Raw genomic sequence first — 12,120 nt, forward strand, 5'->3', positions numbered from 1 at the left:
TAAATCAACCTCAAATATTCAATATCAGTTACCGTTAGCAAATAACTCTTTGGTAACCACACAGTTATGTTAAAAAAGTTAGCGTGCTATAATACAAACATTCATCTCTGTATGTAAGCAATTACAGCACACACCGCACATAAAGCATAAAGCCATGGTTCGTAAAACGAAGCAACAATCACTTGAGACCCGCCAGCATATTCTTGATGCAGCAATGCATGAGTTTTCTAAGCGTGGCGTATCCAGCACATCGCTTAACGACATTGCTATTTCAGCGGGCGTTACACGAGGTGCAATTTATTGGCATTTCAAAAACAAGGTCGATATATTCAATGCAATGTGGAGTCAGATAGAGTCTAGCATTGATGACGTAGAGCTGCGATATAGAAATCAATTTCCTACCGAGCCGCTTTTGTCTTTGCGCCACACGCTGATTTTTGTACTTCAAACCTCCGTTCTCGATCCTAAACGGAATACTTTACTGGGGATATTATTTCATAAGTGTGAGTTTGTCGGAGAATTAGCGTCTTTACAACAAATACATCAGGCTTTGTATTTAGAAAGTTTTGAACGAATTGAAAAAGTTCTTTGTGATTGTATTGAGTATAATCAACTGCCTAAGAGTCTTAATACTCGTCTAGCCGCCATTACTATGCGGTCATACCTTTGTGGCCTGATTGAGAATTGGCTGTTTATGCCGGATGCTTACGATCTTGCGGCTAATGCAGAACGTTTGGTTGATGCTTTTATCGATATGCTTAAACTGAGCCCTGCTTTAATCTGTCCGCAAGCGGTAGAGAGAACAACTAAATAAAATAATTTAACAAGGTGATTTATGCAACGTATCGTGATTATTGCTAATGGTGCACCCTATGGTAGTGAATTGCTATTTAATGCACTGCGGTTATCCATTGCATTAAAAGAGCAGTCATCAGCAATTGAACTTAAAGTATTCCTGATGTCTGATGCTGTGAGTGCGGGTATTCGCGGGCAGAGCCCTAATGAAGGCTATAATCTTCAACAAATGCTGGAAATTCTGACTGCTCAACATGTCGCGGTTAAACTGTGCAAAACCTGTACCGATGGCCGCGGTATCAGCGGGCTCCCGCTGGTAGATGGCGTAGAAATTGGCACGCTGGTTGAACTGGCTCAATGGACATTGGCAGCAGATAAAGTGCTAACTTTCTAGTTGAATATCTGGCAAGTTATTATCAATAACTCAGCAAGGAGCGCTGATGGATCGAGATGATAATGTTCAGGTTTCTGACCTGAATTATATTATTTATACACTGATTGTTCTTCTTATTGGCTTGCCGCTTTGCAGCCAGGGGCTTGCCTTTGCCTGTATGTTATTAGTTGAATCAAGTAGTTGGTTTAGCAAAGACTTAGTGTTTAACGCTCGGGTGGTGGTAACCAGAGAGGGTCTGATTGCATTAACATCCTGGTTTAGCTTTGCCGTATTCAATCTGTGTATGTTAATCCTTGGGCATCTGTACAGTAAGTATCTGCCGGTGCCTAAGGGTTTTGCCATCCGTTATTCCCTGTTTGCTACCCCGATTATTTACACGCTACTAGTCTCTGCCGTTGTGCTTTATTCCAACGGTGCTGATATTTTCGGTTATGACTCCGCTGACATCCTTTTTATGGCTTTTATTCCGTTCGTTATTGCCAATGTCGGTCTCAGTCTCGATAGCCTTCACGCATTCTTATTATTGATTTTTTTAACTTATAGCCTTTTTGCCCTTGGTGTTGTTACGACCAATAGAAAGCGCTCAGCTAAACAGCCCCGGCAGGGGATTTATCGCTTTTGTATTATTGTGTTGATCCTGTTTTTAATGGGGCTATGTGGTTATTTCTGGGCTAAGAACCGGCTGGTTAATTTGGTGGAATCAACCAAAGATCACATCATGACGTCTGAAGGGATTGTATTCGATGACTATCAACCCTTTAGCCGGGGCAATTTGCTTACCCAGCTCCGCTCTCCCGCCACTTTAATCATTGACAGTGAGCACCCAAGATTGGCCGGAGCCAGTCCGCTGTATCCCCTTTATGCCTCTGCGATAAACAATTTATATACAGGAAAGTTAAATCTTCCACAGGTGGCTTCAGCGGGCAGCACTTCTCAGGCCTATGGACGCTTAATTAATGGCGAGGTTGATGTGGTATTCGCAACGGCACCGTCCGAATTTTCAAAGCGATTAGCCAGAGAGAAGGGCGTGACGTTAAAGTTAACCCCTTTAGCCAAAGAAGGACTGGTTTTTTTTGTTAATGAAAATAATCCAATCGATGGATTATCACTTAAGCAAATCAGAGATATTTATAGCGGGCAGTTAAAAAATTGGCGGGCTATCAGCGGCATTAACGCGAAGATCGCTCCGTATCATCAGCCAATCAGTGCGGGTAGCCGAATCGCCATGGAGGCACAAATCATGGAAGGTATGACCGCCGAGCCGTCGACCCTGAATAATTCATCATTGGCCGATAAGTCATCGCTTGCTGAAGGGAATCACTATTATCTCAATAACCTAGAGTCGATAGGTTACTCTTTTCGTTACTACGTGGCGCGTGATAATAGCTACCGAAGAATTAAAACGCTGGCAATCAATGGCGTAGAGCCCACGGTCAGTAATATCCGCAGCGGGCGATATCCTTTCAGCGTTGATCTTTTTATGGTGACAACCGGCACGGTCTCTGAGCCTACCCAGCAGCTAATGGATTGGTTTGTGAGTGAACAAGGCCAAGCCTTGGTTGAGGACGTCGGCTATGTACCTCGGGAATAATTTATTCCCGTTGTGTTTTACAACTCAGCTGTTGTCGCCTTAATAAGTCTTGCTCGACGATCTTCAGTGCGGCCAGCGCAACCTGCGGATCAATCTCGTTACTCTCTAACAGATAAATCAGATCGACCGCTAACTGAACTTCTTTTGGTGCCTGTTCCAGTGACATAACTAATAACTCTCTGTGCTGATGCTTAAATAGGTATATAAAGCGGCATATCAGGGCGATATCTGTTTATTCCTGATACCGATAGCCGGAGCCATGAATTGTTTTGATTAATAAAGGCGCAGAAGGATCGGACTCAATCATTTTTCTGAGCTTTGAAATGTGCTGATCTAATGTCCTGCTGTTCGGTAAATGGTCATAGCCCCACGCCCAGTCGAACAGCATATCTCTGCTGACGACTTGGTTTTTATGCCGATGCAGGCATGACAGAATTTTTATCTCCCGCAGCGATAGCTCTATCGTTTGCTGTTGCCGTTTAGCACAGAGTTCCATCGGGTAAATCGTCAGGTCACCGAAAACGAAGGTCTGATCCGGTGAGTTCTGCTTTGCTTTCAAACAGCGGCGGGCAATGGTTTTGATGCGGGCCCGGACTTCGTGAATACCAAAGGGCTTGTTAATATAGTCATCTGCGCCAAGTTCAAGCCCCAGAACTTTATCAATCTCTTCACCTTTAGCGGATAAAAAAATCACCGGCGTATGTTCATCATGCTTTCTGATTTCTTTGCAGACCGAATAACCGTCTAACTCAGGCATCATAATATCCAGGATAATAAAATCAGGCTGTTCTTGTTGATACATCAGCAAGGCAACTTTGCCATTTTCTGCAACCAGCACGGAATATCCCTCTCTGGATAGCATATCTGCCAGCCCCTGACGGATATGAATATCATCTTCGGCGATAAGAATTTTCATGATTAATTATTCCGTTAATTGTTACTGCCGGCTTAACGTTTGGGAAGCCTTAGCGTAAACGTCATTCCGGGCTCATTGTTGATGGCGTTAATCTCACCGCTCAGTGTTTCAGCCAACTGGCGGGCAATGGTGAGTCCGATACCCGTTCCGGTTACGCCTTCGGTAATTGATGATTTAACCCGATAAAACGGCTGGAATATCTGTTTTATCTCTTTAGCGGTTATTCCGTTACCGTAGTCTCGGATATGGATATAAATGTTGTCGTTATCTTGCTCGACGTTAAGGTCAACCCGCTTACCGGTAGCGGCATATTTTTCGGCATTACTGAGTAGGTTACTGATAATCTGGGTGACCCGGTCAACGTCTGTTTTCGTTGACAGTTGCCCGTCAATATTGAGGTTGAGCTGAATGTCTTTGGCTTCAAATACGGGGATAAACACGGTATAGATTTGATTCATTAGCTGATTAATATCGACTTGGCGAATACAAATTTGCGGCAGCTTGGTGAAGGTCAACACGTTTTGAATCAAGCGTGATAAGCGCTGGCTTTCGCTAATAATAACCCCAAGATAATGGGCGTTCTGGCCGTTTTCCTCTGCTTCCATTTCGTTAAGCATTTCGGCATAAAGCGTGATATTGGTCAGTGGCGTTTTTAGCTCATGCGAAACCTGCCCGACAAAGCTTACCTGTTGGCTGGCTAGTCGGGTGGCCCGATTAAACTCGCGATATAGCATTAAGGCCATAAATCCAACCGCCAGAATAATGGTGACAATCAAAATGATGCCTAAAGAGTAGAGAGATTGTCCGTTCGTTGGCGCAGTATAATAGTCAATCTGCCAACCATGCAGCGGGAACGGCAGATTCTGACTATATGAAGACGTTTGGTTATCGCCGATAGGTTCAGGCAACAGTTGGTAAAGTAGCTGGCCGTTATCGGAAATTTTTATACCATCGGGTGCAAAATCAGTATCGAGAGCAGAGATAACATCGGCTAAAAATTTAACGTAAGAGAGTTTTACACCTACCGTATCGTTGTCGGTTTTACGCCAGTAAATAAGGGCCGGGTAGTGATTATCTTGTAAAACCAGCCAGCCAGAATCAGGCGTTTTATCTTCAGACTTGTGCTGTTTGGCCATTAATAATGCAGGATCATGGCTTACCGGCATAATCAGTTCGGCCAGCTTTTGATCTTTTAAACTTAAAGGTTGAGATACATCAGGAAAAACCAGCTTATTGTTTTGCAGAACAAAGATGCCATCGATATCGCTGTCTTGAGATATCAAGGTATTTAGCGCATTTTTATCCAGCGACAGATAGGCCAGCATGGCATCTAATCTGACCTGTTTTTGATTAAGCTGTTGCAGAATAAAGGATTGGGTTTGGGCTACGTGGCTTTTAGCCAATTGCTGAGTCTGGTATTCATTCAGCGTGCTTTCTTGTGTCAGTGCCCGAAAGCCAAAATAGCTAATAACCCCGAGTATCAGGGCGGTGATGATCACAAACAGAAAAAGGGATTTTTGGGATTTCATCAATTTATTAGCCGTGGAATGATTAACCGGAGATAAGAATATCTTATCTCCGGGCATTTGTTACTTCTTAATCTGCTGCTTTTCGGTGCTATAGGTACTTTCTTTTAAGCTTTTGCGCGATGAAGAAACGTCTTTAGTTTCAACTTCGGTTGCCAGTTTCTGATTAATTTCTTGGCTGGAAATGGCTTTGCTTCTGGCTGCCGGGCTATTCACGCTACTGGACAGCGAGCTCATAGCATCCGCATTTTTCTGGATGATCTGATTAGCCTCATCTTTTTTACCTTCATCCAGCAATTTGATGGCCCGTGCATTCTCAATATTGGCTTTTTGTATCGCCGAATCAACCACAATCTCTTCTTGAACCGCCGCTTTTACCGCTTGCTGTGACTTAGAGTAGCCGATGTTAACCCGATCGTTAAAGGTATCTTTTCTATGGGTTTTTAAGTTGTCATAGCTGACTGAAACTTCAGCCAACGGCTTGTTTTCACTCTCTTTCCCTTTAGGCGGAACCACTTCTAATAAGACATACTTTTCTTGATTAGAGTAGAGCTGGTTCATTTTAACGGTAACGTTATTACCGATGATATCACCATCGCGGCCCAGTAAACGAACCGGTTTAACGCCGTCCTGTAGTTTGATGGTAACGACAACTTCTTGTGCAACGACTGACATTACGTCTTTAAACTCACGCACAAAGGCGGTTTCTAAATCGGCGGAATTTTCAACGTACGCGTGGTTGCCATCGCTAAAGCCGGCCAGCGCGGTCATTAAATCTTCGTTATATCCATTGCCCAGACCAATGGTTGTTACCGCAATACCCTGTTTGCCTGCGACCTGACCTAAGTCAGCCAGCTCTTTGGTGGTGCTTGGCCCGACGTTTGCCTGACCGTCTGAGAGTAAAATAATACGATTAACCTGATTCTTTTTAATGAATTTATTTACTTCGGTAATGCCTTTACTGACACCGGCAAACAGTGCGGTTCCGCCACCGGGTTTGATGGTGTCGTTAATAATTTTAATCATCGCATCTTTATTTTTGGCTTTGGTCGCCGGAATGATCACGTAGGCGTTATCGCTGTAAGCAATGATCGAGACAATATCGTCATCTTTAAGCATATTAATCGCCATAATGGCGGCTTCACGCGCTTTTTCTATACGATCGCCAGACATTGAACCGGAGCGGTCAATCACCAGTGATAGGTTAATCGGGCTTTTCTCCGTTTCATCCTGCTTAAAACCGGTCAGAGATATTTTCAGATAATTATTTTCTTGGGTGTCTTCTAAAATTATGGGTGCAGAAAGCTCCGCTTTGGTAATAACTTTAGCGTCGCCTGACTGAGAAGGCGGGCTAATGCTTAAAGCGAAAGCTGAACTGGATAAAAGGGCAAGGGCAGATAACAGATATTTAAGGCTCATCACGTAACTCCTGTATAAGTGGTATGCCGTTATTATTGATGAGTTATTTTTTGAGTTGTGTGTTAAATGCATAAACGTGTAACAATTTGTAAATAACCCATATAGACGCGATATACCGCTTGCGGTTTTAGCTATAGCCCGACTCCCTGCGTTCTATCTGTTTTTCAATGCGTCTTAAAGCCTGACGGCAGCGCATCAAGCGGCCTTCAAGCGTGGCCAGCTCTTTCTGTAATTTCTGTTGAGCATCCAGCGATGTTTGTTGAAATAACAGGCTTTCTTTATCCCTTAGCATTTCTTGTAAACGGCGTTCATAGTCTTGATGCTGGGCCAAAGTCTGGTACATATCAGCGCCGGACTTCACCACGGTGGTATTCTTTTCACGTAGCTTAAGCGTGGCCAGTTCTCGCTGAAGGGCGGTGATTTGGGCAACAATTCGCTCAGCTAAAAAGGCCACCTGTTCTTGACGTCCTTTGGCCACTTCTTGCTTGAGCTGGCTCAGGTTTTTTTCAACTTCCGCCTGATAATGGCTCAGCCGGGCATCTCGCTGGTTAAACAGCTGGCTGTCAAAACGAGGTTGGGCAACGGCAATGGCCGGTGCGTTAGCAATAGTTTGCGCTAATTGTTGTACCTGTTGTTCTAATGCCTGAAGGCGGTTTACTTTGTTCATTGAAACCTTAATAGAAAACGAAGACGGATGCCTGAAATTAGCTCTGTGCTTGAAATCTTCGGCCTATACTATGTTGGGGTATCTTATATCATTCCTGATCTTGAATAGAAATGTTAACCCTGAAATTGCGGGTTAACGTTCTGTTTAACCGAGTGGTGATGATTAAATGATTATCATTACTGGGTTCTGCCGTTTTTTTTGATTAAACTGGTCATCCTGATTACACAGCGTGCGGTGTTATGTATAGACTTTTTCTTCTGTGCCTTGGTTGGTTAGCTATGGGGTTAGCCTGTCTGGGCGTAATATTACCCATATTGCCAACGACACCCTTTGTGTTATTGGCCGCGTGGTGCTTTGCCCGTTCGTCACCCAGGTTTCATGAGTGGCTGCTTTATCGCTCGTGGTTTGGTCCTTATCTGCGTCACTGGCAGACTTATAAAGGATTACCCCCTGGCGCTAAACCGAAAGCCATTGTGATGATTGTGATTACTTTTGCCATCTCACTCTGGCTGGTGCCCGTGTGGTGGGTGAGATGGCTATTATTGGTCATATTAGGAGTCTTATTGACCTTTATGCTGCGTTTACCGGTTATTGATCCGCTACAACAAAAAGACAAGTAATGAATTTAATGTGATAACAGCGGTTGCATTTCTGATGTGCTTTGCATAGATTTGAGCGTTTTTCGTTGGTAACGGTGCGCTATTTGGAATGCGCAAATGCCGGAAACTGGCGTTTCGGCTATGACAGGTTGTTTAATCGGGCAATATTATGACTACTACACAACAGCAGCTACAGTTAATTAAAGACAGCATTATCACCATTCCTGATTACCCTAAGGCGGGGATCCTGTTTCGTGATATCACTACGTTACTGGAAAATCATGCTGCTTTTTCTGCCAGCATCCAATTGATGGTAGAACAGTTTAAAAATAAAGGCATAACCAAAATTGTTGGTACTGAGGCCCGCGGATTTTTATTCGGTGCGCCGGTGGCGCTGGCTTTAGGCATTGGTTTTGTTCCTGTACGCAAAAGAGGCAAGTTACCCCGTGAAACGCTGCAGGAAACTTACGATCTTGAATATGGTACAGACGTATTAGAAATTCACACTGACAGCATTAATCAAAATGACAATGTGTTAGTGATTGATGACTTACTGGCGACCGGTGGCACCATTGAGGCGACGACTCGACTGATTCGTCGTTTAGGCGGTAAAGTGACCGATGCAGCATTTGTTATCGAGCTGCCTGAACTTGGTGGCCGCGCACGGCTTGCTGCTCAAGGCATCGAATGTTATAGCCTCGTCTCTTTTGAAGGCCATTAATCTCACAACAAACATCGTCGCTTATCATCGGTTGTGGTAAGATGTTCCACCTAATTTAATCGACTTTTTCGGTATCAATGAGCTATCAAGTTCTTGCCCGTAAGTGGCGCCCACAAAGCTTTTCTGACGTTGTCGGCCAAGAGCACGTCTTGACCGCCATCTCCAATGGTCTGTCTTTAGGACGGATCCATCACGCTTATCTTTTTTCCGGTACCCGCGGCGTAGGCAAAACGTCTATTGCACGGCTATTGGCTAAAGGTCTGAATTGTGAAACTGGAATTACGGCTACGCCATGCGGACAGTGCGGCAACTGTCGTGAAATCGAAGAGGGGCGCTTTGTCGATTTGCTCGAGATTGACGCCGCCTCCCGAACGAAAGTCGAAGACACCCGGGAATTACTGGATAATGTGCAGTATGCCCCGGCTCGTGGTCGCTTTAAAGTCTACCTAATCGACGAAGTTCACATGCTTTCCCGCCACAGTTTTAACGCACTGTTAAAAACGCTGGAAGAGCCACCGGAACACGTTAAATTTTTACTGGCAACCACTGACCCGCAAAAATTACCCGTTACTATTTTATCCCGCTGTCTGCAGTTTCATCTGAAGGCATTAGATGTCGATCAGATTAAAAACCAACTGGATAAAATTCTGCGGGCTGAACATATTCAGTCTGAACCCCGTGCATTACATTTATTGGCCCGCGCAGCTCAGGGCAGTATGCGCGATGCGCTAAGCCTTACCGATCAGGCTATCGCCATGGGAGACGGCGTGGTTGTGACCGACTCTGTCAGTATGATGCTGGGAACGTTGGATGACGAGCATGCGCTGGCTCTGGTTGAGGCACTGATGCATGCGAATGGCGAAGGGCTAATGTCGTTAGTTGCTCAGACCGCTTCGAAGGGCGTCGACTGGGAGACACTGCTGGTTGATATGCTGGCATTACTGCATCAGGTAGCGATGGTTCAACTGCTACCTTCATCGATTGATTCGTTAACCCATAATGAGCAGCGAATGCGCGATCTTGCCCGGCAGATAAGCCCGCAGGATCTGCAGCTTTACTATCAGACTCTGCTTGTGGGTCGTAAAGAACTGGCGTATGCCCCGGATCGCCGGATGGGCGTTGAAATGGCATTGCTGCGCGCATTGGCGTTTCATCCGAAAAACGTGGTGGCTGTTTCGCATGGCAATGCGCCTGTCGCAACACCGGCATTACAGCCAGCTCAAAAGCAGCCAATGACCCATATGCCTGCGGCGACTTCCCGACCAGAAACGATTAGTCGGGTTCAAACTCAGCCTGAACAGCCGGTAGCTCCGGCATATCAGGCCAGGCTGCCCGAACCCAGCGAACCAGTGATAGCGCCACCGCCCAGTGATGCAGAAGCAAAAGCTGAAGCAGAAATATCGAAAGGGCTATCCGAATCTACGGCTCAAATGTTACAGGCCAGAAATCAGGTTCGTCGTCAGCAGGGGGCGTCAGACGCAAAAAAGAATGAGCCGGCAGCGCAGTTAAAAGCGCGGCCGGCGTCTGCTGCGCTCAATAGGCTGGTCTCTGCCGCTGAGAAGGGCGGTTCTGCGCAGCTTCCGGGGGCTCCGGTACCGAAAGAATCGGCTAAAAAAGAGAGCTATCGCTGGAAGGCCCAGCATGATTTTGAAATTGCGGCTGAGCCGGTGGCTACGCCAAAAGCGCTGCGTTCGGCCCTTGAGCATGAAAAAACGCCTGAGCTTTCGGCTAAGTTAGCCGAAGAGTCATTGGTTCGTGACCCGTGGGCCGCTGAAATTAATCAGCTACCCTTGCCAAAGCTGGTTCAGCAACTGGCGCTGAACGCATTTAAACAACAGGTGTCAGATAATGAGATCTGTTTACACCTTCGTCCATCTCAGCGGCACCTGAATACGGCTTCGGCCCAGCAGGTACTCAGTGATGCAATCACTCAGCATATCGGCCATCCGGTTACGCTGACGATTATTGAAGATGAAGATACAACGGTAAAAACACCGTTGGAATGGCGTCAGTCCATTTATGAAGAAAAATTATTGCAGGCCAGAGAATCGATGGCCTCTGATACCCATATTCAAACGCTCTGCCGCTATTTTGACGCAGAGCTTGATGAAGACAGTATCAGACCTGTATAACCGACGGCTGTTATCCATCAACAAGATAACGGCAGTTATTTGATTTTATCCACAGAAAGAGAGAGATAGCCATGTTTGGTGGTAAAGGCGGACTGGGCAATTTAATGAAGCAAGCGCAGCAGATGCAAGACAAAATGCAGCAAATGCAGGAAGAAATTGCGAAGCTGGAAGTTACCGGTGAGTCCGGTGCTGGTATGGTTAAAGTCACTATCAACGGTGCACATAACTGCCGTCGGATTGAAATCGATCCGAGTCTGATGGAAGACGATAAAGAGATGCTGGAAGATCTGATTGCGGCTGCTTTCAACGACGCGGCGCGTCGTATTGAAGAAACGCAAAAAGAGAAAATGGCTCAGGTTTCCGGCGGTATGCAATTACCTCCTGGATTTAAGATGCCGTTCTGATGCAAACAAGTCCTCTGCTTGAGTCATTGATGGAGTCCCTGCGCTGTTTACCCGGCGTCGGGCCTAAATCTGCACAGCGTATGGCATTTCAGCTATTACAGCGCGATCGTAGCGGTGGAATGCGTTTAGCTCAGGCTTTGACGCGGGCGATGTCTGAGGTTGGTCATTGCCGTGACTGTCGTACCTTTACTGAAGAAGAGGTTTGTACGATTTGTGCTAACCAGCGTCGGCAGAATAGCGGTCAGATCTGTATCGTAGAAAGTCCGGCTGATATTCATGCCATTGAGCAAACCGGACAGTATGCAGGGCGCTACTTCGTTCTGATGGGCCATTTATCACCGCTTGATGGTATTGGCCCCAATGATATCGGTCTGGATCGGCTGGAAGAACGACTTTCATCTGAAAAGATTAATGAGGTTATTCTGGCGACGAATCCGACGGTTGAAGGGGATGCCACGGCTAACTTTATCGCTGAAATGTGTTCAATGTATGGCGTAATGGCCAGCAGAATTGCGCATGGCGTACCGGTTGGCGGTGAATTAGAAATGGTTGATGGTACGACGCTATCCCATTCCTTGGCCGGACGTATTCAGATTAAATTCTGATTGTTTTTGCTTACATCTTATATAAAGGCAATGAGTGGATTATATTCATTGCCTTTATTGTTTTTAGTTTTTCTTATTTTGACCTTAAGAACTGAATAATATTATGTCAGGCATTTTATAAAATGTTATATAAGCTGAGTTGATGTGCGTAATCTGTGGCTTTAACGCTTTCGGTGTTATCGGATTAGTTCTATTTTGACGATATTATAGTTCTTTATCTTTTTTCATTTATTAAATTAACTATCTTTTTGATTTTATAGAAATTAAATGACTTTGTGAGTCAGGCCTCGGTTAGGTTTATTTCTGTTCTGATAGGATTTATAACATTCGACTTAATTCAGGGAATAAGAC

13 protein-coding genes and 1 other annotated feature are annotated in these 12,120 nt (G+C 45.3%); of the genes, 8 read left to right on the forward strand and 5 right to left on the reverse strand.

Features of this window, described 5'->3' with window-relative positions:
• Nucleotides 1-154: 154 nt before the first annotated feature.
• The 3 genes from acrR to YWE_RS29070 are packed head-to-tail and all read left to right on the forward strand — an operon-like array spanning nucleotide 155 to nucleotide 2,780.
• The gene (gene acrR, locus YWE_RS27535; protein WP_036016309.1) at nucleotides 155-814 is read left to right on the forward strand and encodes a multidrug efflux transporter transcriptional repressor AcrR; all 660 of its coding nucleotides are present in this window, start codon (nucleotides 155-157) and stop codon (nucleotides 812-814) included.
• 21 nt (nucleotides 815-835) lie between these two features.
• Nucleotides 836-1,189, forward strand: a complete 354-nt coding sequence (locus YWE_RS0115935; protein WP_029095442.1) for a DsrE/DsrF/TusD sulfur relay family protein — start codon at nucleotides 836-838, stop codon at nucleotides 1,187-1,189.
• Nucleotides 1,190-1,235: 46 nt separating this feature from the next.
• The gene (locus tag YWE_RS29070; protein WP_051323380.1) at nucleotides 1,236-2,780 is read left to right on the forward strand and encodes a PstS family phosphate ABC transporter substrate-binding protein; all 1,545 of its coding nucleotides are present in this window, start codon (nucleotides 1,236-1,238) and stop codon (nucleotides 2,778-2,780) included.
• Nucleotide 2,781: 1 nt separating this feature from the next.
• On the opposite strand, the gene rsmS is transcribed toward YWE_RS29070, so the two are convergent.
• From rsmS to priC, 5 genes are all read right to left on the reverse strand, one after another.
• On the reverse strand, nucleotides 2,782-2,946 hold the full coding sequence (gene rsmS / locus YWE_RS0115945; protein ID WP_029095443.1) for a pleiotropic regulatory protein RsmS: 165 nt from the start codon (nucleotides 2,944-2,946) through the stop codon (nucleotides 2,782-2,784).
• Nucleotides 2,947-3,012: 66 nt separating this feature from the next.
• Complete coding sequence (locus YWE_RS0115950; protein WP_029095444.1) at nucleotides 3,013-3,696, reverse strand: response regulator transcription factor; 684 nt, start codon at nucleotides 3,694-3,696, stop codon at nucleotides 3,013-3,015.
• 32 nt (nucleotides 3,697-3,728) lie between these two features.
• Nucleotides 3,729-5,282, reverse strand: coding sequence for a sensor histidine kinase (locus YWE_RS0115955; protein WP_227659935.1), 1,554 nt, complete (start codon nucleotides 5,280-5,282; stop codon nucleotides 3,729-3,731).
• A gap of 3 nt (nucleotides 5,283-5,285) precedes the next feature.
• The gene (locus YWE_RS0115960) at nucleotides 5,286-6,641 is read right to left on the reverse strand and encodes a vWA domain-containing protein (protein WP_029095446.1); all 1,356 of its coding nucleotides are present in this window, start codon (nucleotides 6,639-6,641) and stop codon (nucleotides 5,286-5,288) included.
• Between the two features lie 127 nt (nucleotides 6,642-6,768).
• Nucleotides 6,769-7,308 carry a primosomal replication protein PriC gene (gene priC / locus YWE_RS0115965; protein WP_029095447.1) on the reverse strand — a complete coding sequence of 180 codons (540 nt, stop codon included), beginning with the start codon at nucleotides 7,306-7,308 and terminating at the stop codon, nucleotides 6,769-6,771.
• 239 nt (nucleotides 7,309-7,547) lie between these two features.
• On the opposite strand from priC, the gene YWE_RS0115970 reads away from it, so the two are divergent.
• The 5 genes from YWE_RS0115970 to recR all read left to right on the forward strand — a co-directional run bounded on the left by YWE_RS0115970 (nucleotide 7,548) and on the right by recR (nucleotide 11,769).
• Nucleotides 7,548-7,928 carry a DUF454 family protein gene (locus YWE_RS0115970; RefSeq protein ID WP_029095448.1) on the forward strand — a complete coding sequence of 127 codons (381 nt, stop codon included), beginning with the start codon at nucleotides 7,548-7,550 and terminating at the stop codon, nucleotides 7,926-7,928.
• 148 nt (nucleotides 7,929-8,076) lie between these two features.
• Nucleotides 8,077-8,628, forward strand: coding sequence for an adenine phosphoribosyltransferase (apt, locus tag YWE_RS0115975; protein ID WP_029095449.1), 552 nt, complete (start codon nucleotides 8,077-8,079; stop codon nucleotides 8,626-8,628).
• Between the two features lie 77 nt (nucleotides 8,629-8,705).
• Entirely contained in the window at nucleotides 8,706-10,760 is a 2,055-nt protein-coding gene (dnaX, locus tag YWE_RS0115980; protein WP_029095450.1) for a DNA polymerase III subunit gamma/tau, read from the forward strand.
• Nucleotides 10,090-10,154, forward strand: a sequence feature (DnaX frameshifting element). Its footprint overlaps the gene before it by 65 nt.
• A 71-nt stretch (nucleotides 10,761-10,831) precedes the next feature.
• Nucleotides 10,832-11,164, forward strand: a complete 333-nt coding sequence (locus YWE_RS0115985) for a YbaB/EbfC family nucleoid-associated protein (protein ID WP_029095451.1) — start codon at nucleotides 10,832-10,834, stop codon at nucleotides 11,162-11,164.
• Nucleotides 11,164-11,769, forward strand: a complete 606-nt coding sequence (recR, locus tag YWE_RS0115990; RefSeq protein WP_029095452.1) for a recombination mediator RecR — start codon at nucleotides 11,164-11,166, stop codon at nucleotides 11,767-11,769. Before YWE_RS0115985 ends, recR begins: the two co-directional genes overlap by 1 nt.
• The last annotated feature ends 351 nt before the right edge of the window (nucleotides 11,770-12,120 follow it).

The organism is Budvicia aquatica DSM 5075 = ATCC 35567 (genome assembly GCF_000427805.1).
Taxonomy (GTDB): Bacteria; Pseudomonadota; Gammaproteobacteria; order Enterobacterales; family Enterobacteriaceae; genus Budvicia; species Budvicia aquatica.

Bases quoted from the DNA above. Each gene is read 5' to 3' on its own strand.
- acrR (WP_036016309.1), top strand. From the start codon at position 155: ATGGTTCGTAAAACGAAGCAACAATCACTTGAGACCCGCCAGCATATT.
- YWE_RS0115935 (WP_029095442.1), top strand. From the start codon at position 836: ATGCAACGTATCGTGATTATTGCTAATGGTGCACCCTATGGTAGTGAA.
- YWE_RS29070 (WP_051323380.1), top strand. From the start codon at position 1,236: ATGGATCGAGATGATAATGTTCAGGTTTCTGACCTGAATTATATTATT.
- rsmS (WP_029095443.1), bottom strand. From the start codon at position 2,946: ATGTCACTGGAACAGGCACCAAAAGAAGTTCAGTTAGCGGTCGATCTG.
- YWE_RS0115950 (WP_029095444.1), bottom strand. From the start codon at position 3,696: ATGAAAATTCTTATCGCCGAAGATGATATTCATATCCGTCAGGGGCTG.
- YWE_RS0115955 (WP_227659935.1), bottom strand. From the start codon at position 5,282: ATGCCCGGAGATAAGATATTCTTATCTCCGGTTAATCATTCCACGGCT.
- YWE_RS0115960 (WP_029095446.1), bottom strand. From the start codon at position 6,641: ATGAGCCTTAAATATCTGTTATCTGCCCTTGCCCTTTTATCCAGTTCA.
- priC (WP_029095447.1), bottom strand. From the start codon at position 7,308: ATGAACAAAGTAAACCGCCTTCAGGCATTAGAACAACAGGTACAACAA.
- YWE_RS0115970 (WP_029095448.1), top strand. From the start codon at position 7,548: ATGTATAGACTTTTTCTTCTGTGCCTTGGTTGGTTAGCTATGGGGTTA.
- apt (WP_029095449.1), top strand. From the start codon at position 8,077: ATGACTACTACACAACAGCAGCTACAGTTAATTAAAGACAGCATTATC.
- dnaX (WP_029095450.1), top strand. From the start codon at position 8,706: ATGAGCTATCAAGTTCTTGCCCGTAAGTGGCGCCCACAAAGCTTTTCT.
- YWE_RS0115985 (WP_029095451.1), top strand. From the start codon at position 10,832: ATGTTTGGTGGTAAAGGCGGACTGGGCAATTTAATGAAGCAAGCGCAG.
- recR (WP_029095452.1), top strand. From the start codon at position 11,164: ATGCAAACAAGTCCTCTGCTTGAGTCATTGATGGAGTCCCTGCGCTGT.